Annotated in this window: 20 protein-coding genes and 2 pseudogenes; 6 read left to right on the top strand and 16 right to left on the bottom strand. The window is 38.5% G+C overall.

Annotated elements, in window-relative coordinates; genetic code table 11:
* Positions 1 to 167: 167 nt before the first annotated feature.
* The 8 genes from I9192_RS01720 to I9192_RS01755 form a co-directional block, all read right to left on the bottom strand.
* A complete protein-coding gene (locus tag I9192_RS01720; protein WP_026040315.1) occupies positions 168 to 548 on the bottom strand; it encodes a Na+/H+ antiporter subunit G in 381 nt (126 codons plus the stop codon).
* A gap of 23 nt (positions 549 to 571) precedes the next feature.
* Complete coding sequence (locus I9192_RS01725; RefSeq protein ID WP_004825367.1) at positions 572 to 847, bottom strand: monovalent cation/H+ antiporter subunit F; 276 nt, start codon at positions 845 to 847, stop codon at positions 572 to 574.
* A complete protein-coding gene (locus tag I9192_RS01730) occupies positions 844 to 1,365 on the bottom strand; it encodes a Na+/H+ antiporter subunit E (protein WP_005034327.1) in 522 nt (173 codons plus the stop codon). The genes I9192_RS01725 and I9192_RS01730 overlap by 4 nt, the downstream gene beginning before the upstream one ends.
* Positions 1,366 to 3,165 (bottom strand): monovalent cation/H+ antiporter subunit D, encoded by a 1,800-nt coding sequence (locus tag I9192_RS01735; RefSeq protein ID WP_004825363.1) that lies wholly within the window; start codon positions 3,163 to 3,165, stop codon positions 1,366 to 1,368. It lies immediately after the preceding gene.
* Positions 3,165 to 3,530 carry a Na+/H+ antiporter subunit C gene (locus tag I9192_RS01740; RefSeq protein ID WP_004825361.1) on the bottom strand — a complete coding sequence of 122 codons (366 nt, stop codon included), beginning with the start codon at positions 3,528 to 3,530 and terminating at the stop codon, positions 3,165 to 3,167. Before I9192_RS01740 ends, I9192_RS01735 begins: the two co-directional genes overlap by 1 nt.
* A 3-nt stretch (positions 3,531 to 3,533) precedes the next feature.
* On the bottom strand, positions 3,534 to 6,371 hold the full coding sequence (locus I9192_RS01745) for a monovalent cation/H+ antiporter subunit A (RefSeq protein WP_005034325.1): 2,838 nt from the start codon (positions 6,369 to 6,371) through the stop codon (positions 3,534 to 3,536).
* Positions 6,372 to 6,820: 449 nt separating this feature from the next.
* Entirely contained in the window at positions 6,821 to 8,194 is a 1,374-nt protein-coding gene (locus I9192_RS01750) for an AAA family ATPase (RefSeq protein ID WP_005034322.1), read from the bottom strand.
* A 92-nt stretch (positions 8,195 to 8,286) separates the two neighbouring features.
* Complete coding sequence (locus I9192_RS01755; RefSeq protein ID WP_005034319.1) at positions 8,287 to 9,780, bottom strand: UvrD-helicase domain-containing protein; 1,494 nt, start codon at positions 9,778 to 9,780, stop codon at positions 8,287 to 8,289.
* Between the two features lie 282 nt (positions 9,781 to 10,062).
* Here I9192_RS01755 and I9192_RS01760 point away from each other — a divergent pair, with 282 nt between their 5' ends.
* A complete protein-coding gene (locus I9192_RS01760) occupies positions 10,063 to 12,051 on the top strand; it encodes a PhoX family protein (protein ID WP_005034316.1) in 1,989 nt (662 codons plus the stop codon).
* Positions 12,052 to 12,093: 42 nt separating this feature from the next.
* Here the strand turns inward: I9192_RS01760 and I9192_RS22215 are convergent, their stop codons facing one another.
* The 3 genes from I9192_RS22215 to hisIE form a co-directional block, all read right to left on the bottom strand.
* Entirely contained in the window at positions 12,094 to 12,549 is a 456-nt protein-coding gene (locus I9192_RS22215; RefSeq protein WP_227567154.1) for a hypothetical protein, read from the bottom strand.
* A 196-nt stretch (positions 12,550 to 12,745) separates the two neighbouring features.
* A complete protein-coding gene (locus tag I9192_RS22520) occupies positions 12,746 to 12,931 on the bottom strand; it encodes a pentapeptide repeat-containing protein (RefSeq protein WP_227567157.1) in 186 nt (61 codons plus the stop codon).
* 132 nt (positions 12,932 to 13,063) lie between these two features.
* The gene (gene hisIE, locus I9192_RS01770; protein ID WP_005034311.1) at positions 13,064 to 13,849 is read right to left on the bottom strand and encodes a bifunctional phosphoribosyl-AMP cyclohydrolase/phosphoribosyl-ATP diphosphatase HisIE; all 786 of its coding nucleotides are present in this window, start codon (positions 13,847 to 13,849) and stop codon (positions 13,064 to 13,066) included.
* A 121-nt stretch (positions 13,850 to 13,970) separates the two neighbouring features.
* Here hisIE and I9192_RS01775 point away from each other — a divergent pair, with 121 nt between their 5' ends.
* Positions 13,971 to 14,357 (top strand): hypothetical protein, encoded by a 387-nt coding sequence (locus I9192_RS01775; RefSeq protein WP_227567158.1) that lies wholly within the window; start codon positions 13,971 to 13,973, stop codon positions 14,355 to 14,357.
* On the opposite strand, the gene I9192_RS01780 is transcribed toward I9192_RS01775, so the two are convergent.
* Both I9192_RS01780 and I9192_RS01785 read right to left on the bottom strand, forming a co-directional pair.
* A complete protein-coding gene (locus I9192_RS01780) occupies positions 14,318 to 15,607 on the bottom strand; it encodes an FAD-dependent oxidoreductase (protein ID WP_005034306.1) in 1,290 nt (429 codons plus the stop codon). The two genes, I9192_RS01775 and I9192_RS01780, sit on opposite strands and share 40 nt — an antisense overlap.
* A 477-nt stretch (positions 15,608 to 16,084) precedes the next feature.
* Positions 16,085 to 16,654 (bottom strand): annotated as a pseudogene (locus I9192_RS01785) (patatin-like phospholipase family protein); the annotation flags it as partial.
* Between the two features lie 56 nt (positions 16,655 to 16,710).
* On the opposite strand from I9192_RS01785, the gene I9192_RS01790 reads away from it, so the two are divergent.
* Positions 16,711 to 17,736, top strand: coding sequence for an IS30-like element ISAba125 family transposase (locus I9192_RS01790; RefSeq protein ID WP_001988464.1), 1,026 nt, complete (start codon positions 16,711 to 16,713; stop codon positions 17,734 to 17,736).
* A gap of 8 nt (positions 17,737 to 17,744) precedes the next feature.
* Here the strand turns inward: I9192_RS01790 and I9192_RS01795 are convergent.
* Both I9192_RS01795 and I9192_RS01800 read right to left on the bottom strand, forming a co-directional pair.
* Positions 17,745 to 18,257: pseudogene (locus I9192_RS01795) on the bottom strand (patatin-like phospholipase family protein); the annotation flags it as partial.
* Between the two features lie 215 nt (positions 18,258 to 18,472).
* Positions 18,473 to 18,820 carry a hypothetical protein gene (locus I9192_RS01800; RefSeq protein WP_005034302.1) on the bottom strand — a complete coding sequence of 116 codons (348 nt, stop codon included), beginning with the start codon at positions 18,818 to 18,820 and terminating at the stop codon, positions 18,473 to 18,475.
* A 141-nt stretch (positions 18,821 to 18,961) separates the two neighbouring features.
* Between I9192_RS01800 and I9192_RS01805 the strand changes: the two genes are divergently transcribed.
* The gene (locus tag I9192_RS01805) at positions 18,962 to 19,447 is read left to right on the top strand and encodes a hypothetical protein (RefSeq protein WP_005034299.1); all 486 of its coding nucleotides are present in this window, start codon (positions 18,962 to 18,964) and stop codon (positions 19,445 to 19,447) included.
* 257 nt (positions 19,448 to 19,704) lie between these two features.
* On the opposite strand, the gene I9192_RS01810 is transcribed toward I9192_RS01805, so the two are convergent.
* Positions 19,705 to 20,442, bottom strand: a complete 738-nt coding sequence (locus tag I9192_RS01810) for a hypothetical protein (RefSeq protein WP_005034294.1) — start codon at positions 20,440 to 20,442, stop codon at positions 19,705 to 19,707.
* 172 nt (positions 20,443 to 20,614) lie between these two features.
* Here I9192_RS01810 and I9192_RS01815 point away from each other — a divergent pair, with 172 nt between their 5' ends.
* Positions 20,615 to 20,974: a hypothetical protein gene (locus I9192_RS01815; RefSeq protein ID WP_005034291.1), complete on the top strand. Its 360-nt coding sequence runs from the start codon at positions 20,615 to 20,617 to the stop codon at positions 20,972 to 20,974.
* 104 nt (positions 20,975 to 21,078) lie between these two features.
* Complete coding sequence (locus I9192_RS01820) at positions 21,079 to 21,768, top strand: hypothetical protein (protein WP_005034289.1); 690 nt, start codon at positions 21,079 to 21,081, stop codon at positions 21,766 to 21,768.

A 21,768-nucleotide genomic window follows, 5' to 3' on the forward strand; every position in this document is an offset into this window, starting at 1 on the left:
GGAGTAGTGTTCTAATTTCTTATTTTAGAAGGCTTAGTATTGCCTTATTAATATTAAGTCAATTATCTTGAAATGTGACTTCATTTACTGGGAGTTCTTGTGTTAAGGCGCGGTATGAGGCAGTGTTAAAACTGAATCTTTAACACTGCTTTTAAGCTCAAGGTGGATTAAATATCCTCCTTAAATTGTTTGATGATTTTCTGACGTTGCCAAGGTAAAGGGCGATTGATTGCTTCAGGAACATCGCCAGAGGTAGAACGGAGTCGTAAATGGATTGCGGCTTGCGCAATTAAGTTTGCAGATACAGGTGCTGTAATAAAAGCCAATAAGGTGATGAGCAGTTCTGCAAAACCTAAGCGACTATTGAATGCGGCATAAATCATACCTGCAAGCAGAAAGCTGCCTAAACCTAAAGTACTGGATTTTGTGGGCGCATGAAGTCGCATAAATAAGTCAGGCAGTTTGACCATCCCGATACCACCCACCAAAGTAAAAAATGCACCAATGATGAGGAAGAATGAAACGATAATTTCCATGATGAGTTGCATATTATTTTCCATGATCGTCCTCCTTAATCAATAACATGACCCGTTGTAAAATAACGAGCCAGCGCTGCAGTTGAAACAAAGCCAAGCATGGCGACCAAAAGTGCACCTTCAAACATCGAGGTGCTGGCCCAGTAAATCCCCAAAATAACGATTAAGCAGGTCGCATTTAAAAACAAGGTATCTAGTGCCAATAAGCGATCTACAATCGAAGGTCCCATCACCAAACGGATTAAACACAGCAACATAGAGAGCGTGACAGCAACGAGGCAGATGCCTAACGCATAAGGCAGGATACTCATGAGCGTTCTCCTTGTTGAAGGTCAAATATCTCGATTAACGGGACTTCATAGCGTGCTTTAATCGCTTGGATTTCAGCATCCACATCATCACAACTTAAGGCATGAACCAAAATGTCACCACGCTCTTGATCTATCCCCGCACTGACAGTTCCGGGGGTGGTGGTAATAATCATTGCCAACAGGGTATTGACGTGTTCATGATCAGTGTCTAAAGGAATCCGAAACCACTTCGGTTGGAGATTTTTTGTGGGTCCCAAAACCTGTTTTGCGACTTTAATATTACTGATGATAATGTCCCATAGCACTACAAAGAATAATTGAATTGCACTTTTCCAATGAATATTCGGGGTGCAAACAATAAAGGGTTGGATCAATTTGGGAATAATCAAGCCTAGAGCGATTGCAACCACAATGTCAAAACTTTCAGCGCTATGATTCAGCATCAGCCAACTCATTGCCACAATCACCGATACAAAGGGATGTGGCACTATACGGGTCAATAATGATTGATTTTGCATTTATTGCTCCATTGGCTTCAGTTGATTATTTTCCGTATGCTGCTGTTCCTGTCCTTTGATTTGACGTTGCTTATACTCGGAGATATGTTCACCTTGTAGCGTATCTGGGCTAATAATATAAGGAATATAATGCGCGTTTGGATCGACCATTTCACCATTGTATTTGGTTTCAGGAACATAGTTTGGATCGAACGGTTGGACACTAATGGTTTGTCCTTGTTCATCAGTTTTTAAAATACCATGTTGATACAAAGAGGCATCAGTAATTTGTGCTGCTGTTTTTTCAACATAATTTAAAATCGGTGCGGCACAGACGACATAGGCAATTAAACCTGCCAATAGCAGATAAATCGTTTTATCGTTGCGTGGCGGTGCTTGATTTGGCAAAGCTTGATAAGCAGCATAAGCCTCTTCTTTAGGATTATTTTCAGGTGCAGTTGCACGCCAAAACAGAATGAATCCGACGCGGGTAAAAGCAATAATACTCAATAGGCTGACGATTAAAATCACCGCAATAATCCAGCCTTGCGCTGCCATATTTGCAGTGGCTTGCAAAATCAAAACCTTGCCTAAAAAGCCACTAAATGGCGGTAAGCCAGCCATCATCAATGCAATCACAAAGAATGTCATTGCCAATACTTTGTCTTGCTTCATTTTAGGTGCAACTTTGAGGTGATCTTTCATTGCACCACGTTGTGAAGTAATCCAGCCACACACTAAGTAGAACGATGCTGCAATCACAGTACTATGCACAAGATAATATAAACCTGCCGACCATGCTTGTGTATTCAGCATTGCAATAGCAACTAAGATTGTGCCAATCGAAGACAGTATCATAAAGCCGACGAAACGACGCAAACGCTCTGCAGCCAGCGCTCCAATGACCCCATAAAGTGAAGTCAGCAAACCAATCGGCAGTAACCATGTTTGAAGAAAATGCGCAGCTAAAGCATCATTAAACACTGTGCCATTAACGCGTAAAATCGCATACACACCGACTTTGGTCATAATCGTAAAAATGGCAGCAACAGGTGTTGTTGCGACAGCATAAGTTTTTGGTAGCCAAAAACCGACAGGTAACATGGCTGCCTTAATTCCAAAGACCACGAACAGTAGTAAACCACCCGCTACGGCAAGTCGATGTTGATCGTTGTCTAAAGTCGGTAACAATCGTCCTACATCTGCCATATTTAAACTACCCACACTGCCATAAATCATTCCTAATCCAATCAAGAACAGGGCAGAAGCAAGTAGGTTAATCGTGACGTAATGTATACCAAGTTGAAAACGTGCTTTGCCTTGACCATGTAATAGCAATACATAAGATGCCATTAACAATATTTCAAAGAACACGAAGAGGTTGAATAAATCGCCTGTTAAAAATGCACCACTTAATCCCATCAGCAATAGATGGAACATGGCATGGAAGTAGCGACCACGCTCATCCCATTCCTTACTGGCAAACCATAAAATTGGGGTTGCAAGCGCGTAGGTAAGCACCAACATTAATGCGGATAAACGATCAAGCACCAAGACAATACCAAATGGTGCGGACCATTCAGCCAATTGATAAACAAATATTTTTCCAGTATTGGCTTGAAGCAGATAAGCAATAGCAGTCGCAAGTCCGAGAACAATAGAAACTAAACTCAGACCACGACGCCAAGGCTGCCGCCAATCATGTTTTAAAGCCCCAGAACCAGGATTGCCCAGTAAAATGAGTAAGAAACCAGTAAATGCTGGAATCAACACACTCATAATCGGAGAGTGAGCATACCAAAAATCTAAAAAGCTGCTCATTACGGCTCATCCTCACGTGGGTCAAAACTACTTGGTTCCTCTTTTGCATCGACATGGTCAGTACCCGATTCATATCGGCTACGCAATGCCAATTGCACGATAAAAGCTGTGGTTGCAAAGCCAATCACAATTGCTGTGAGTACCAATGCTTGTGGTAAAGGATCAGTGACTTTTGTTGCCTGAATGAGAATGGCAGGTGAGCTGATTTGTATTCTTCCCATTGCGAATAGAAAAATATTCACGGCATAACCAATCATTGCCAATCCAAGTACAACAGGAAAGGTACGAGCTCGAAGAATAAGGTAAATACCAGAGGCAACCAATAATCCAATCGCAGATGCAATTAAAAATTCTAAACTGATCATGCATTACTCCTTGGGTACTGGACCAGACATACTGGAATGTCTAGAGTCGCCTAAAACAGAAATGAGTAACATTGTTGCACCAACCACAGTGCCATATACACCAAGATCGAATGCGGCGGCAGAAGCAAGGTGGAATGTACCAAATAGGCTTGATTCCACATAGACATGTGCGCTGGTGAGGAAAGGACGAGCCCATAACCATGAAGCAATGCCTGACAGCCCTGCAATCAATAATCCTAATCCAATCCAGACTTCATAAAGTCGACCAGATTTTGCTCGCAGCATTTTCTCCGCTTGGTCTTGTCCGAGTGCAATGTATTGAATCACCAGTGCCATTGAGGTAATTAAACCCGCAATAAAGCCACCCCCTGGATAATTATGTCCACGTAGAAAAATATACAAACTGACCACCAATGCAACAGGAAGTACCCATGAAGCGGTCATACGGAACATTAAAGGCGACGGGTTAAAACGATAGCTTAATCCTTTTGTCATGGTTGTACCGTGTGTACGCATCCCATCCATCATGCAGAGTGCACCAATCGCTGCGATACCTAATACGGCAATTTCTCCAAAGGTATCGAAACCACGGAAATCGACCAAAATGACATTGACGATATTTGAACCACCACCCAATGGAAGCGACTGTTGTACAAAGAACCATGAAATTGAATTGTGATCACGTGTCATGATCAACCATGCGATCCAACCGATTCCAATACCTCCACCAATGGCAAGCACAGCATCACGCCAACGTCGTGTACGGCTTGATTCATAAGGTGTCAATTGAGGAAGAAGGGACAAACTCATCAACAACAGTACGGTGGTGACCACATCTACAGTAATTTGTGTCAGTGCAAGATCAGGTGCTGAGAGCGTCACAAAAATCATGGTGACGACCAGACCAATTGCACCACTAATTAAAACTGCCTTGATCCGTTCATGATGGAACCACAACATCATCCAACATGCAGAGAACAGCAACAACCAAAGGACGATTGCTGTGAATGGTGCATGTGTCAGTTCCCGTGTTCCTGTAGTGAGGTTTTGGTTGAGTAGCGGGGCAGCAACTAAAGCAATACTTAAGGCTAGAATCAACAACAGATAATTTTGTAATGAACCTGTTTCAGTATTTTTCTTTACTTTGCGGGATAGCGATAACAGATTTTTCAGGAAGTCTTCAAATAATAATTTCCCTTGTAAACGCCCTAAACTTGGGTCAAGGTCAATTTCACGAATTCGCCCACCTTTGGCTAAAGCAAAGTAGAAAATCACACCACCGATGAGGGCAATCGCACTCATCAGTAAAGGCAGATTAAAACCATGCCAAATGGCTAAATGAACACCTTCAAAGTTTGACAGCTGTGTAGAGGCACGTGTTCCTGCATTGACGATATTTTCCACCAAAAGTGCAGGAAGAATACCCACTAGAATACATAACGTTGCCAAGATAATTGCCGGTAAGCGCATGCCAAGCGGAGGTTCATGCGCATTTTTGTTGGGCACATCACGTCCTACATCACCATCAAAAAATACACCATGTACAAGACGTACCGAATAAGCTACTGCAAAGAGACCTGCCAATGTTGCAAGGATTGCAGCTAAAACAACATAGCCACCAGATAAGTTCGCCAATAATTCTGTAAAGAACATTTCTTTAGAAATAAAACCATTGGTGAGTGGTACACCTGCCATACTGGCAGCAGTAATCATGGTCAATGTTGCAGTAAAAGGAAGCAGTTGCCACAATCCACTGAGCTTTCTTAAGTCACGTGTACCTGATTCATGATCAATGATGCCTGCAATCATGAACAAAGCAGCTTTAAACGTTGCATGGTTAATAATATGGAAAATTGCAGCTGCAACAGCTAATGGTGAGCCAATGCCCAATAGGCACATGATCAGACCTAAATGACTAATCGTTGAGTAGGCCAGTAACCCTTTTAAATCTTCTTTAAAAATGGCAAAGAATGCTGCCATACATAAGGTAAATAATCCAATAGTGGTCACGAGGTTATGAAACAACGCTGAACCCACAAAAATCGGAAGCAAGCGAGCAACAAGGAAAATCCCTGCTTTGACCATAGTTGCTGAATGTAAATACGCCGATACAGGCGTTGGGGCTGCCATTGCATTTGGAAGCCAAAAGTGAAACGGAAATTGTGCACTTTTGGTAAATGCACCCAATAAAATCAATAATAAGGCAGGAACAAATAAACCACTATTTTGAATTGTTGTTGTCATTGTGGTGAGTTGGTCAATTTGATAGGTTCCTGCAATATGACCAATTAAAATAAAACCCCCCAGCATGGCTAAGCCACCCATCCCGGTGATGGTCATTGCCATACGTGCGCCACGTTGCGCTGCTTCGTAATTACTCCAATAACCCACAAGCAAGAATGATGAAATACTGGTCAGCTCCCAGAACACCAATAATATGATGAGGTTGTTTGATAGAGAAATACCCAGCATCGCTGCCATGAATAGCATCAATAATGAATAAAGTTTGCTGAGAGAGTTTTTAGGATTTAAATAATAGTAAGCATAGATATAAATCAGGGTGCCAATACCCGTGATCAGCAATGAAAAAATTAAACTTAATGCATCTAAACGAAAGCTAAAATCAATCCCAATTTGGGGTAACCATTGCCATTGTTCTAAAATGGCATTGCCGCTCAATACTGTTTTTGCCTGAGTCAGTAGCAGTACGAAACTGCTTAAACTGACCCCGATTGCCCCTAAAGCTGTTACCCCTCGAGAGAATTGCTTCAGCCACAGGACAAGGGTAGTGCCAAGTATTAACGGTAATAGAATAATAATCGGAAGCACACGCGTATCCATTATCGTGAATAGGTCGTGAAACCTATGTGAATCTTATCTTTCAAGGATTTGAGGAATGCAAGGAACAGTCCAATAACTTAAATCTTGAAAGCCGAGTTAAATTAATGAGTAAAAATCAGTTGTGTTGCGCAACATGAGAAAACGATTAGAAAATCAATTAAGATTGAAAAATCTAATTTGAATTGATTTTTTCATAGTATTACATGCGCAGAATAACATCAATTTATTTTGTCAGTTTTTGCGCAAACATTTGTAATTATACGCTTATGATCGCATTTGGCTGTCTAATCTTTAAGCCATGCGTCACAATCTATAGGTTTTATCGTCCTTGCTAAAAAATCAGGTAAAAGCAAAGAACATCATGATTTGAGAATGATGAAAAAAATAGAGATTGAAAATTTCTCAACATTCATTCATGTCTGTAAGTTAACGCTCAGATCAAACCCAGTTTAGAGCAATGATTTATGTGAAGATTGATCATCACCTGATTGGATTAAACGTTTCAATTCAGCTTGTTGTTGTTCATTGAGTTGTTGAAATTGTTGAAACAATTGTTGAGCATTTAGGCTCTGCATACTGGGTTCAAGTAAAGGTTGTTCGGTATCTTTGGGAATTTCTTTTAATAAATTTTCATAGATGTGTTGATATTCATCCCATACATCATTGCTTTTAATTTCATGAAGTTGTTTGTTTTCAAGCTTAAAGCACTGATATTCATCCGCTTGCTCTAACAAGGCTTCATGACTTGCGGTTGCAATAATTTGGAGGCGTGGAAATGCCATATTTAAGCGATCCAGAATGAACTGTAATCCGAGTTGATCTAAGTCAACATCAATTTGATCGATCAGCAAGATTCCTTCGCCTTCTTCACATGGATAAAGGCTCAGTGGGTTAAGTAAACACAGTCGACGTACAATATCACCCACCAACGCCAGCCAATTTTTAACGGTATTGGATAATTGCTGATAACTAAAATTCTGGTCTTTATAGGTGACCATAAGTTGTAGTTTTGGTTGGTACTCAAGATAGATATCGGTGATCTCAGGAATAATCGTATTTAGGCTCTTTTTTAATGCCTGTAAGCTAGGCGCGTGTAACTGTGAATGCGCTTGAAATAAAAGATGTTGAAAGTCTTGATCAGAGTGATCAGCAGGCTGTTTTTTTTCTAAAATATTTTGAAATAATTGTGCGAGTTGAGCATTTTCAATATCGCTCATTTCCCTGAACCATTCGAAAAAACGTGCAAATGTGGTGTAAGGAATTGGCACCAGTTCATAGGCGTTATGTGGCTGTAAAACGATTGGATTGTTTTTATTGAGAATATTAACTTCATTGACAAAACGTTCAGCAGGGTAATACGCAAGCATGGGTAATCCTTGTACAGGATCATTTTTAATGACTTGGTTATAACGTTCTACCAACTGTTCGAGTTGCTGTAAATCAACTTTGCTAATGCCTATCCCTGCGCTATTTATAGTTTTATAAACTTGCCAACGACAGCTTTGAGGATCATTTTCAGTCGTTGCACTACTTTCTGCCAATTGTCCCATTTCGGCTGGAAAGTGGATATTCACATCGATTTTAGATTGAACACGATCTTGCATAATATCCTGATCAAGCATCACGATACCAGGTGTTCTTAAATCTTTCAGGCGAGCGGGAAACCAGCTCAGCGCTTGATAAATATTCTTAATAATGGCGGTTTTACCGCTGGCTTGATCGCCTACAATGAGCGTAGTCGATTTATTATTTTTATCATTAAAATTTATTTTTAAATCAGCAAAATGGTATGTATGCCGAAAATGAATTGATTCTAGTTTCATAAGATACCTGACATTTAACGGGCAGCGTGAAAATCTATGACGATTCATCTTTTGACTATATGATTTTACATCTTGATGAAAGGACCAAAACCTTATGCTGTCGCCTTATTTTTAAATGGAGTTTTTACTTTCAGTTGTTGAACCAGATCATAAATGTGATGAATATTTAAACTGACTTTTGCTCGGGTACAAGCGACATATAAAAGTCTCAGTTCTTCATCACTGATTTTATGTTCCAAACCGTTTATTTTAAATTGGTAATCATCTTCGATATGAACGCGATTCCACTCAAGTCCCTTGGCTTTATGTGCGGTAGAAATCACATAATCAGCTTGCTCTATTGGGGTAATTTTAGCAAGTGCTTTTTTGAGTGGATCTGTACCATGATCATCAACCAATTTAACTAAAGGCTTGATATCGCTGCCATCATTGGTTTCACAATATTCATGTACATCATGCCAAGAATTAAACCATGCCAATTCAGGAACATCGATCACACGTTTGCCTTGTTTTAATAAACTTGCTGCATCGACAAAACGGTTTAGTTTGGCATGATCGGCTTGTAAGCTGACTTTATCTCCCTGAACCAAGCCTGAAAGTAGTAATTCCATTGCACGCGCGTTAGTACGACATAAAATTGCATCACGCATTTTGGTATGTGGTTTATTGACCACAGCGGATTTCATTTCTGAATTCCCCAAGAGAGGAACCGTTTCGTCCAAGGCACCAAGCAGATGATTTGCGACATCTGCGATTGCATCACCAAAACGAAATGAAGTGGTTAAACGTGATTCAGGAAGTGGCATTTGTTGCATGGCATTAACGGCACCACGCCAAGCGTAAATTTGTTGATGTGCATCACCCACATATATAACTTGGGTGTTGCGTTGGCGCAACAGGATACCCAGCATCAAGGGGTCAGCATCTTGTGCCTCATCAAATAGCACATAATCTGCGGGAATAAATGGATCTGACAGTGCCCAGAGTTTGAGATAAATATCATGACCAATCCCTGCTTGATGGTTTGAATCAATAGACTCTAACCAACGACGCTCTACGGCTTTATAGAGGTGGGTTTGTAAAGATTCAACATCATCAGGATGTAACCAGCTGGGTGCTTGTATATGACGTGGTGCAGGATATTGAGAACTTGTTGAGCAGAAATAACTGACTGCGTTGGCAACCAGGCTGGCTAAACGGCTCGGCATCAACACATATTTTTCATAACGACCGCCCATCAAGCGTCTCAATGTAATCGGCTCAAGTCGATATTCTTTTGCAATAAAACTTGGACTTAGGCGAGGTAGACGTAATTTATCGGTTATTCCACGAGGCACACTACGAAATGCAAGTGAATGGAAGGTTCTGCAGTCTACATTTTGATGAAATTTATTTTGTGCTTCAGTTGCGATGGCTTTATTAAACGCCAAATACATCCCACGTCGATCAGTCATCGCATCGCTGATTAACTGTAAAGTCGTGGTTTTACCTGTGCCAGCATAGGCAATCACTTTAAAGGATTGTCCTTTTTTTGCTTCTGCAATTGCAAAACTTTGCTCGGAGGTTGGGCTAAAAGAATAAGGCACAGTCGTTATGAAATCTTATTGGGTTGAAATTCAGTATGCATTGAGTATAGCAAAGAATAATCCGGGCTAGGGTGAAATCTATTGTCTTGTTGTTCAATGAGGATGAACAGAAGAATGAAGATAGATATAAAAAAACTCAAAACAACAAACCTGATCATTTTTATCATCATACGAATTTTTATATATGTTTGTCTTTAAAATGACTTAAAAGTGAAACTAGATTGTCATAACTGATTCTTAAACTGGGCTCGGGAAAATTCTATAACATATTCGGATAAAGTTATGACAAATTCAGCCAACCAACACACACGTCGTGAAGTGCTTACATGGTTAGCCAGCATTCCGTTTCTTCCACTTGGGGCAATGGCAACTTCTGCTACTCTTGCAGGTTGTAATGATGATGACAAAGATACAGTTCAACCCATCAACCCAGCTAAATTAAAAACTGCAACATTTACACCAATGGATGCACCAACGTTGGCAAACCCAGCAGCGATGGCGACAACAACAGTTGCTTCTAGCCTAGCCGTAACATGGGATGACAATACTAAAACTGACTACAAACTTGCTTATAAAACCTTCTTCCAAACAGGTGATTTGGTCAGTGATGGAAAGGGTAGCAAAATCTTGGCAGGTGGCTATTATGATATTAATAATAAGCCAATCATGGATAACTCTACAGGTTCACCACGTCAATTCTTCTCAGATTGTCCAGATGGAACATCTTTGCTCACTGTTAAAGATGCCAAAATTGATGGTGTAAAAGGCAATCCGGTATTTGCTGTGGTGCAATTTGAATATACCACACGTGATTTGGCGGGTAATGACATGTATGGCAAGTTGCCATCGCCAATTGGGGTGATTTCACTTGACCAAGATCCGAAAACGGGTCATTTATCTTTTGTGAAATATCACAATGTAGATATGTCAAAAGCACATGGTTTATGGATTACTTGTGGTGCAAGCCTGTCACCGTGGGGCACACATCTTTCAAGTGAAGAGTATGAGCCAGATGCATTTGGTCAAGGCTTAGGTACAGATATGACCACCATGAAAGCTTATAGTAAAAATGTCTATGGTGATGAAACCTCTGCAAAACCTTATAACTACGGTCACTTACCTGAAGTCACTGTAAATAAAGATGGTACAGGCACAGTGAAAAAACACTATTGCTTGGGTCGTATCTCACATGAGTTGATTCAAGTGATGCCTGATAATCGCACTGCATTGATGGGTGATGATTATACCAATGGCGGTTTGTTTATGTTCGTTGCGGATAAAGAGAAAGATTTATCTGCTGGAACATTATATGTGGCGAAGTATTTAAATGAGTTGAATGAAACCTCAACTGCACAAATCCAGTGGATTAACTTGGGTCATGCAACCAGTCAAGAAATTGAAGATTTGGTGAATGTTCAAAATATTCAACCAAGTCAAATCATGGAAAGTTTAGATAAAGATCCACAAGATGCAAGCTATACCAAGATCATTCTGCAAAAGAAAACAGTTTGGGTAAAAGTTAAACCAGGTATGGAAAAAGCAGCTGCATTCTTGGAAACGCATCGCTACGCAGCGTTGATGGGCGGTAGTATGGCGTTTACCAAAATGGAAGGAACAACAGTCAATGCTAAAGACAAAGTTGCTTATTCAGCCCTTGCCAATATTCAAGATTCAATGATTAAAGGCAATGCTGCTTGGTTAGAGTCACATAATGTAGCATTTGCGAAAAAGATTTCTGCTGGTGGTATTGTTGCACATGATATGGCAGGCTCTAAGAGCGATAAATCTGGAAAAGCTATTCAAAGTGACTGGGTACCTTACCAATCACACATGCTTTTAATTGGAAAAGATATTGATGCTTCTGCTGATCCGTTAAATATCGGCAATACTTCTGATCCAAATACGATTGCAAGTGCAGATAACTTAAAATTCTCTGAAGCGTTACGTACATTATTCATCGGTGAAGACAGTGGTAACCATGTGAATAACTACTTATGGGCATATAATGTGGATACAAAGAAATTAGACCGCATTCTTTCATGCCCAGCAGGCGCAGAGTCGACAGGTTTGCATGCCGTAGACTCAATTAATGGCTGGACCTACATCATGAGCAACTTCCAGCATGCTGGAGACTGGGGCTCTTTGCACAGTAAAGTTCAAGCAACTTTAGATCCATTGATTCGTAGTAACTATAAAGATCGTTACGCGGCTGCAGTGGGTTATTTGACTGCTGATCCAATCGCGCCTTCTGTTGAGAAGAAATCTTCTTAATTTAAGATTTGAATAAAAAAGCAGCGAATACTCGCTGCTTTTTTATGGCTGATATTTATTGAATAATGTCATTAATTTTTTAGCAAAGTCGGAATTTTCAAAATGTTTAAATTCATCAAAGCAGATGATCGCAAAATCTGACTTTAAAAAACGTTGTATACATTGAAGTGCCCAACTTTGCGTTTCAGGCTCGTCCCAATTCAACTGAATATCTTGATAAACTTGTTGAGTAATATTTTTTGCATTCTTTAAAAGTAAAAGATGATAGGGATCATTCGCGACTTGGACTCCCTTTAGTGTAGAGGACTTAATTTGTATGAATTTTAAACGAGCCTCTGAAAAATCAAGCCCATCAATGACAATATCTGGGTGATAAAAAGCATTTGCCGTCTTTTCTTGAATTTTCTTTTTGATCAGCGCTGCTTGTTCTGGTGTCTGATATTGAGTTAGTTCTGCAATATCGAGTTTTTGGATACTGATGTCTTCGAGTGGACCCATAAATTTAACATTGTTCAGATAAAGGCTTTGGATCTCAACAGTTTTAAATTTACAATGATCAAAAATGCAATCAATTAAATAATAGGTATCAAAAAGAGGGTTGATTTTGCATTTAATAAACTGACAATTAGATAAGCCACCACCCCAAGCACCAAGATAAGTGTGCCTCAAATCTGTATTTTTAAAAGTACACTCATCAAAGAAGCATCCCCCAAAAACGAGCACTAGAACACGAAGTTTTCTGAAAAATACATTGGTAAAAATTCACATTTTTAAAAATTACATCATCCATAATGCTATGACTAAAATCACAACCCACAAAATTAATATCTGCAAATTGGGTATGGGCTGGAATCGTTAGATTTTTATATTGATGATCCATTTAAGATTTCTCAAAAATAAGATATTTCCTTGACTTGATTTTATTGTATCTAAGTTGATCTATATAGGCATAAAAAACGCGCTTAAAATTGCGCGTTTTTCTGAATTAAAATGCCGATATTACATCTGCCAATTAATGCTCACGGTTGGCTTTTTCAACTAAACCTGAAAGCCCTTGACGACGTGCAAGCTCGTTTAAGACCAGTTGTACATCCAAATCAAAATAACCCAGCATCACAATGGTATGGAACCATAGGTCTGCAACTTCATAGATTAAATCATTTTTATGATTTTCATTGGCTTCGGCTTTAAAGTCTTTTGCCGCAATGATGGTTTCAATGCTTTCTTCACCGATTTTTTCTAAGATTTTATTCAAACCTTTATGATAAAGCTTGGCAACATAAGACGATTCAGGATCAGTCGCTTTACGCTCAGCCATCATTTTGCCTAGATAACCTAAGACTTCAACTTGTTCAGCTTGAGCATTCGATGCATTCATCGCAATTGTATGTGCATTCGCTGAAGTATTATCACCATAAATTGCTTGTGGATCTTTGAGTTGAGCGTCAACAATTTCCCAGCCATGTGCTGTCAATTTACGATAGAAACAAGACTCACGACCTGTATGGCAGGCAATACCACCATGCTGTTCGATTTGTAAAACAATGACGTCAGCATCACAGTCTAAACGAATTTCATAAACAGTTTGGAAATGCCCTGATTCCTCGCCTTTGAACCACAATTTATTACGTGAGCGTGAGAAGTAAACACCACGCATTTTTTCAGCGGTCAGTTGCAGTGCTTCACGGTTCATCCATGCCACCATCAAAATACGCCCAGTTTGATGATGTTGTGCAATAGCAGGAATAAGTCCTTGTTCGTTAAATTTTACTTCATCGAGCCATTGCAGATTGTTCATAGGATTTCACCAGGTTAATCAATATAAGATAATTACTTTAAACGCATGTGATAGATAGCGTAGCGCTTGTATAGTGTACGTTATTTCCAACATTTTAGGAAAATATTGATCATGGATTTCGTTGAGATCAAAAATCTTGCTCGCACATTTAAAGCCGAAGATGAAGGCATTGATTCAGCAAGTATTTAAATTAAAACAGCAGGGTGTGGGTTTATTGGGGCTCATTTATTTTGTGCAGATGAATCAACGATTGCCATTAAGCGAAGCAAAAACAAAGACTCTCAATTTTAGCTTTTGGCGAGCAGAAGAACGATTGGGCGTCGAAGAAAGTTATCAGACCATAATGCACGATTTTAAAGGGCATAGTTTTAACGAGCGTGGTTTTAATGAGCATAATTTCATCGAGCACAATTTTATCAAACAAGATGAGTTACAGCACTATCGCACTGTTTTGTATTACAGTGAGCATCATTTTTTTCGGTTCAGTGACGAGTGTGCAATGTCCTGATACTTCATTTGGCTGAACATACCTGATTTTAAACCTGTCACGGTGATTGCCATCTCCTTTCTAAAATAGGGTATTCGATACATCCAAGAAAAGCTAAAATCTCGCAAAGTACCTGCCCACCATAGATCAGATTGATAAAGAGGGGTAAGCAAGCGACTTAAAAATTGATAAAAATCAGTCGAGCTTTTTCGGTGCTGATGGTAATGTTGCCAAAGCTTTACACGATCAATAGTTTGATTGTCTCTTGCATGCCGAACAGCTTGACCTAAAGCCCATGCATCTAACAACGCCATATTTGCGCCTTGACCAAGTTGCGGGCTCATTGCATGTGCAGCATCACCTATAATTCCAATACGCCCTTCACCAAATTTGGAGAGCACCACATCACGATAATTGGCTGAAAGCCATTGTTGTTTTTCCTCTGGATTGGTGATGACCTGCTCTAACCAATCTGCTGCTGGCTTCCAGCGTTGGGAAATTTCTTTGAGCCATTCGGAACGTGCGTGCTGATCGGGCAAAAAACTTTCTAGTTGGTTGGTGGGAAGGCTCCAAAAAATACTAGAAAGTCGTTGTTGTGGTTGGTTTGGAATAGCACCTGTAGGTAGAATGCCCATCATTATTTTAGCGCGGTCATAAAATTGATGCAGGATCTGCGTATCCAGTGTTAAACATTCAGGCACTATGGTCCATTTGGCTCCCCATGGGTAAGCTTGATCAACTTTAACCCATTGACGAGGTCTCAGCCGGCTTCGTGCACCATTGGCAATAATCACATGATCAAATACGTCTTCAAAATATTCTTGATGTTGTGTACCGATGACTCGGATTTCATGTGAGGATTCATTAAGTCTTTCAATATCAGTATTCATGTGCCATGTGATCAATTCAGCATATTCATGACATTTTTTTTCTAATACATGGCATAAGGTCGCTCGATGGATTCCTAAACCATAAAAATCTGGGTGGGCTTGTACGTAATGACTGTCGACCAACTTAAATCCATTGGCGAGTTGACCTTCTAAACCTGTCACCAATGCACCCAGTTTCAAGGCATCTTCTAAAACTCCTAGATGCTCAAAAACAGCCAAACCAGAGGGTTGTAGTAATAAACCCGCACCAACAGGTTCAAGTGCATGCGCTTTTTCAAAAATGGTGACATGAATATGTTGTTGTGCAAGTAAAATTGCAGCGGCAAGCCCAGCTGTTCCTGCCCCAACGATGGCAAATTTTGGGGTGTTATTTTGATTCATTATTGGCATAAGTATTTTGAATGGTTTAAATTTAGCAAAAAAAATCAGTGATCAACACACTTTATTTTGTGCAACATCCTTGTTGTTTTGACTTTATATCAATCAATATTATTAACTGAATAAAAATGAAATAGTCTTTGCTTTTTTCATCAGCGAATTTTACCTAATGTCGCTATCAAAGTTGACGGCATGGATGCCGCCGTCGGTCAAGGGCGATATGAGCAAAAACAAAGCACTGCTTTTTTTTGCAGCGCAAGATCCCTGTTAAACGCAAGATTTTTGTTATTTTTTCATCTCTGAAAAGTAAGGTGTCGCTTACGCAAATCTATTTAAACTTTAGAGGAAAAGTGTGGCATTGCAAGCTTTATATCATCAAACAATATATCTATCGCCTTGATTTTATTTACTGTATGCGTTTTTAACAAATTGGCTATACTATGCGAGTTCCCTTGAATAGCATTAAATAAAAATCAGAGGCTATAAGTCTTGTATATGTTCAGCCCAGTTCTGCTTTTCGATCAATTCTAGAAACTCATCTCCCAGTCGTTGGCTTTCTGCGACGGATTGTTTCCATAGTGTGATCCGTTTTTGATCATCTAAACCTTTCATCACAAAGTCTTTACGGTCAGGTAAACGCCCTAGAGCTAATGATTCTAAATAGGCTTGAGAGGGCGAGATTAGTAATGTTCTCGCTTGGTTTTGAGGATTTGCAGTTCGAGATTTAAACATTTTATCGAACCAACCTGGAATAATTCGGTCGGTAAAATGTGGGTATAAAACAATGCCGTTACTTTCAAAAGGCAAGTCGATGTGATAGTCAATCAAACCACCATCACGATATGCACCATGAGGTGCATTGGTGATATTTTTGACTGCTGGCGTAACTGCCGGAATTGAACCTGAAGCCATGAGCCAATCGGCAACATTGTCTTGGTCAAAATTTAAATAATGTGTTTTAAAAGCGTCATCTTGAATTTTAAATTGTGGAAATTGTGCTGGCTGACAAATTACGCGTTGCATAAACTTACTGAGATGTTGTCTAGAAACAGGGCAGAGTAAAACTTGAAGTGCGACATAAACCACCTAATTAATTTAAAGGGTTTATGGAGTATATAAAATTGTCATACCATCATCTTAACTTTGAAGATCGTACTGCATTAATGCTTGAGTCAAGAAAAGAAGGCTTTTCAGCCAGAAAATTTGCTGAACTCATTAAAAGACATCCTAGTACGATCTATCGTGAGCTTAAAAGAAATAGCATCAATGACGTTTATCAAGCTCAATATGCTTCTGATAACACTTTTGCTAGACGTAGACGTGGTCACAGAAAACTCAAAATCGATTCAATCCTCTGGAAATTTATTGTTGAAGCGATCCGTTGTTTATGGTCTCCTCAGCAAATAGCAAAGCGTTTAAAGACATTTCCTGATTTGGATCAAACAATGAATGTAAGCCATACAACGATTTATTCAACGATACGAGCATTACCCAAGGGTGAGTTGAAAAAAGACTTATTATCCTGTCTACGTCATGAAAATAAAAAGCGAAAAGCTAACGGTGAACCTAAAAAAGATTCTATATTACAGGATATTAAAACTATTCATGAGCGCCCAGCCGAAGTTCAAGAAAGAAAAATACCGGGTCATTGGGAAGCTGATTTAATTAAAGGTAAAGACAATAAAAGTTCGATAGCAACACTTATTGAACGAAATACACGGCTCTGTATCTTGGCAACATTACCTGATGCAAAGGCAGAATCAGTGCGCAAGGCTTTAACTGAAGCTCTGAAATATTTACCTGCAGAACTGCGTAAAACGTTGACCTATGACCGTGGACGTGAGATGTCAGAACATAAAATACTCGAAGAAGATTTAGGCATAGATGTATATTTCTGTGACCCACATTCACCCTGGCAAAAAGGCACATGCGAAAATATGAATGGTTTAATTAGGCAATATTTACCTAAAGGGATTGATTTAAATCAGGCAGATCAGCATTATTTAAATCAAGTTGCCATGTCACTGAATACTCGTCCTAGAAAGGCGTTAGATTGGCTTACACCATTAGAGAAATTTGCTCAGCTTGTTGATTATCATATGGCTTTTGAAACTGTCGCACCTCATGTTTGAATTCGCCCAGCATTACTGCCGATAATGCCCAATAAAGAACCATAAAGTGCAAGCTTCTGATCACTTTGAAATAAATGTTCTGCTTTGGCTGAAATAATGGTGAGGTGATAATCAGGATGTTCGACCAGTTTTTGGGTTTGGTGGTCTAAAATACTGTACAACATCTCCCGAGATATTTTTTCAATCTCTGCGATCTTCATCTTTTTATGAAAAGGTAAATGGATATATAACTCAGCCAATCGCTCAGGTCCGAGTAGTTCTCCCTGTGCTAAAATCCCAGCAAAACGCCATGCGCCAACGGATGAGCCGATAAGAAAGCGGCGTTGCTTGACACGTTGTAGAAAATCACCAAAAATCGCTTGATCAAGCCCCATCAGCCCAATGCCTTTTGGACCTCCTGCTGCACCGGGGATCATATCCACGTGTTGTGACTGCAATCCTTCTTTTGCGATGAGTTGTTTGGCGAGTGAGCCTGCACGAAGGGTTAAAGCAGAAGGGCGTTTCTGTAAAATCTGAATCATTGCGACACTCACTCAAACGGATTTTTCATTTTAAGTTGAGTGGCATTTTCAGCAATGGCGAGAGGTGTCAGTAGATGACTTTACAGTCATGGAAATTGAATTGCTTAAATCAATGATCAACAAAGGTTTGCTAAGTTTTTAATGAGTTAAAGCAATCATGTTTGTTGGAACCCTGTTTTTGAGGATCGCTAACACAAAATGTAGTGTTATCAATATTATTTAAGTTCTGATTCATGTAATTCACAAACTAAACCTTGCATTTTTATCCATTGTTGAATATCAACATGGTTTCCGTCTTTAACAGTCTTTTTACATCTTTTCCCCTGCTTTGTAGTCCCACAACATATGACACTCATGTTTTGTTGTAACCACAACACATATTCTGATTTTGAAACACCATAATATTTTGCTAATGCTAAATATTTATCCAATACATATTCCGATACAAGATTTTTGTCTAAATTGATCTGTGTAGTTCCGTAAGGGATAGGTACAGTTAGGGTAAAGATAATTCCACTTTTAGAAAGTAAATCAATAATTTCTTGGCTTACATTTTGACTCATGTCTAAGTTTTCCAGACCATACTTGTGTTTAAACTATAACGTAACTGTAGGTTATTGTGAGTATAAGCAACCAAGAAAATAAACCTGTAACTATTGAGCGATAAATTTATTACTCCCTCATATCACGTTAAGGAAATCAAAATGGCTCTAATTAATTGCAAAGAATGTGGTAAAAGATTCAGTGACCTCGCTATTTCATGTCCAAAATGTGCTGCACCCACAGCATATTCGACTGATAAATTTTCTGATGTTCACAATCAAGATATTGAAACTCCCCCGATATCATTCGATCTCTTGCAATCAGAAACTTGTAATAAAATTATGGATTACTACTGGGGGTTGCATAGTGAAATTGATCGACTGGGTGGTAAGATTCCAGAATATCCTGAGTTTAAAGAAGAAGAAATTGTAAGAGCAATAATTACAAGAATGGTGCAATTCAAAAGAATGTTTTTAACAATTAGTCATTTTGATGGAAAACCACAGATCCAATTCATTCCAAGTAATTGCTGGATCATGGATAGCGAAAGTATCGCAAAAATGATTGGAGACTCATCAGGGCCTCGAAAAGAACTATTACCAGATATTATTCAAGCTGCAGTAAACAGGCTAGCAAATAAAAGATAATTTCAGTTTGATATAAAGCTTATTAAAATCAAATGAAAACCAAACAATAGATGTTTTTTTATCTCTTTATATAATGATTTATTTAGTTAATAGGTCTCTTGCTTTGGTTGAAATTTGAGCAGATGTAACCTTTGATTTATAAGGCATTATATAAAACCCAAATGACAAAAAAATCTACTTTCGCAAGAGGTCTAATGTTAGAGTGTGGATGTGTATCCTGCAAATCGTCCACCTTATGATTTAAATATTATCTTAATCTATATATTGTTCATTCTATTCCAATAGTTTAAGTCATCGGAGATGACTGAAGGTAAAATTAAACTTGGAACATGAATTGCTATATTTCTTCCTGTCACACAAGATTGTAAATAGAGATCAAATGATGTGGTAATACTTGGGTCTACTTGAGCATGTGTCGCAAAAATTTTTTTTAAATGTCTGATGTAATAGAAAACGAATTCTTTTTCGTCTGTAAAATCGGACAGCGCTTTTAAATTTCGTTGGAATTCCTGTAGGTTGCTCATATCTGGTGGAAGATTAAAGCAGGTGACATCTACATCATAAGCTTTAATTGTAAGTACTTTAGGCTGAATGATTTTACGATCATTTTTTTCAATGACGTGAAAAAAAGGCTCAATGGGGATAGAGTGTAATAAAGTCTCAACGCCATTAAACATGGAAAACATAATGCAGTTATTGTATAAAACTTTTGGTGGAATACCTTCAAGCATTCGTTTTTCTATCTCGTCATAAATTCTATCTAATTGTTTTAAATGGTACTCATCTTTTTTAAATTGAATAAAATAATCTGCAACTCGATCTAAAAATATGGTTTCGCCTGTGCCAGCAATTGCGCCTCGATTCCATAATTTTATTTTTTGCTCATTATCGTTTGCCAATTTGATTTGTCCAGTTTCTAAATTACATGACATTGCTCTTTTATCTGCGGCGATCAGGATACAATCTCCTAAATGGGCAGTGATAATCATTGTCATCAGAAATTTTTCTCCATTGTTTAGGCGTATGCTTCCTTTTTGTAGCTATGGTTCTTGATGATTTTAAGATTTAAGAAATTCTTATAAATCATGATTTGTTTTGCTTAAATTTTGACTATTTTGACTATATATTATACTATTTTGTTAAACAATGCATATTTGAGTAATAAAAATGGCAGGTGGTTCTCGTATTCAAATTGATGGTCAAGGGATTACTATCTCGACAGGCGGTAAAGTTGTGTTTCAGGCAGGACAACATAAGTTTGAGGGAGGGCAAAAAGTCGTTACAACATTGCCTTTTTTGCCAAGCTCAAATTTAGAAGGCTTTAATCACGGTTTTAATTTAATCAGTGATGAAGATATTAAAAATTTACCTTTTAAACTCTTTAATTCAAAACGTAGTTATCAGTTCAATGCAAATTTAGATGATCAACAACAAACTCAATTTGTTCAAACTGGAACGGAGGCTGAAAAATTGGAACTTAAATATTTAGGCGATGATGATATCAATCACCAATGGAAAGAAGAGTGATTAAAAAACTGAATTTGACGAAAACAAAATTCATTATATTCATCATCAGCCTCTTGGTTGCGACGATTGTTGTCATCAAGTTGGTAAGTTGGGGGAAGGATGCCATGAAACCAGCTGTTGTCTTTTTAATTCCTGAAAACTTCATAGGTCCTGTGTTTGTGGTATTTGACCAAGCAGATGGACAAGACTTAAAAATGGACCCGCTAGGCATGTCTTTAACTGTTCCTGAAAATGGTTTAATCAAAGTTAAAGCTTCACGAAGAGAAGTTCTGACTAAAAGTATGAACTACACTTATCGAAATGTTTATTGGATTACACTGACCAAAGATGGACAACGAATCAATATGCCTTATCAAGGTGGAGGGGGGTATGATTACGATCAAAGAGTTAATTGGTCCTGGTATATTGATAGCAATAATCAAGCTAAACAGATGATATTTGATCCTAAACTTTACCCTAAAACAAATGACTTAGATGTTTATCATTTAACACGAGAGCAAGTAAAATTAAAAACAGCCTATGCTTGGAATATTTGTGATGCTTATATTTGGAAAAATATAGATGAATATGAATCGTATATGGGGGATTTTGAAAGTTTAGGTAAAGAAAAAGGAGAATATTGGGATTGTATGCAATTTAATATTTCTTACCCCAAACTTAATGATGACAAATTAAGTTATGAAAATTTTTTGGGGGATTATTCACTTCCTGAATTAGAAAAAAAACTAAATGGAGTACAAACTTTCAGACTTCAATATTTAGCAGAATATTTAGAACACAATAAAAAGGATTAA

This window comes from Acinetobacter bereziniae, assembly GCF_016576965.1.
GTDB classification, from domain to species: Bacteria; Pseudomonadota; Gammaproteobacteria; order Pseudomonadales; family Moraxellaceae; genus Acinetobacter; species Acinetobacter bereziniae.

Excerpts from the sequence above, each read along its gene's own strand:
- I9192_RS01790 (WP_001988464.1), top strand. The coding sequence starts at position 16,711 with ATGGAGTATATAAAATTGTCATACCATCATCTTAACTTTGAAGATCGT.
- I9192_RS01735 (WP_004825363.1), bottom strand. The coding sequence starts at position 3,165 with ATGAGCAGCTTTTTAGATTTTTGGTATGCTCACTCTCCGATTATGAGT.
- I9192_RS01800 (WP_005034302.1), bottom strand. The coding sequence starts at position 18,820 with ATGAGTCAAAATGTAAGCCAAGAAATTATTGATTTACTTTCTAAAAGT.
- hisIE (WP_005034311.1), bottom strand. The coding sequence starts at position 13,849 with ATGAACAATCTGCAATGGCTCGATGAAGTAAAATTTAACGAACAAGGA.
- I9192_RS01750 (WP_005034322.1), bottom strand. The coding sequence starts at position 8,194 with ATGAAACTAGAATCAATTCATTTTCGGCATACATACCATTTTGCTGAT.
- I9192_RS01760 (WP_005034316.1), top strand. The coding sequence starts at position 10,063 with ATGACAAATTCAGCCAACCAACACACACGTCGTGAAGTGCTTACATGG.
- I9192_RS01720 (WP_026040315.1), bottom strand. The coding sequence starts at position 548 with ATGCAACTCATCATGGAAATTATCGTTTCATTCTTCCTCATCATTGGT.
- I9192_RS01745 (WP_005034325.1), bottom strand. The coding sequence starts at position 6,371 with ATGGATACGCGTGTGCTTCCGATTATTATTCTATTACCGTTAATACTT.
- I9192_RS01725 (WP_004825367.1), bottom strand. The coding sequence starts at position 847 with ATGAGTATCCTGCCTTATGCGTTAGGCATCTGCCTCGTTGCTGTCACG.
- I9192_RS01810 (WP_005034294.1), bottom strand. The coding sequence starts at position 20,442 with ATGACAATGATTATCACTGCCCATTTAGGAGATTGTATCCTGATCGCC.
- I9192_RS01740 (WP_004825361.1), bottom strand. The coding sequence starts at position 3,530 with ATGATCAGTTTAGAATTTTTAATTGCATCTGCGATTGGATTATTGGTT.
- I9192_RS22215 (WP_227567154.1), bottom strand. The coding sequence starts at position 12,549 with ATGGGTCCACTCGAAGACATCAGTATCCAAAAACTCGATATTGCAGAA.
- I9192_RS01780 (WP_005034306.1), bottom strand. The coding sequence starts at position 15,607 with ATGAATCAAAATAACACCCCAAAATTTGCCATCGTTGGGGCAGGAACA.
- I9192_RS01805 (WP_005034299.1), top strand. The coding sequence starts at position 18,962 with ATGGCTCTAATTAATTGCAAAGAATGTGGTAAAAGATTCAGTGACCTC.
- I9192_RS01820 (WP_005034289.1), top strand. The coding sequence starts at position 21,079 with ATGAAACCAGCTGTTGTCTTTTTAATTCCTGAAAACTTCATAGGTCCT.
- I9192_RS01815 (WP_005034291.1), top strand. The coding sequence starts at position 20,615 with ATGGCAGGTGGTTCTCGTATTCAAATTGATGGTCAAGGGATTACTATC.
- I9192_RS01730 (WP_005034327.1), bottom strand. The coding sequence starts at position 1,365 with ATGCAAAATCAATCATTATTGACCCGTATAGTGCCACATCCCTTTGTA.
- I9192_RS22520 (WP_227567157.1), bottom strand. The coding sequence starts at position 12,931 with ATGGATCATCAATATAAAAATCTAACGATTCCAGCCCATACCCAATTT.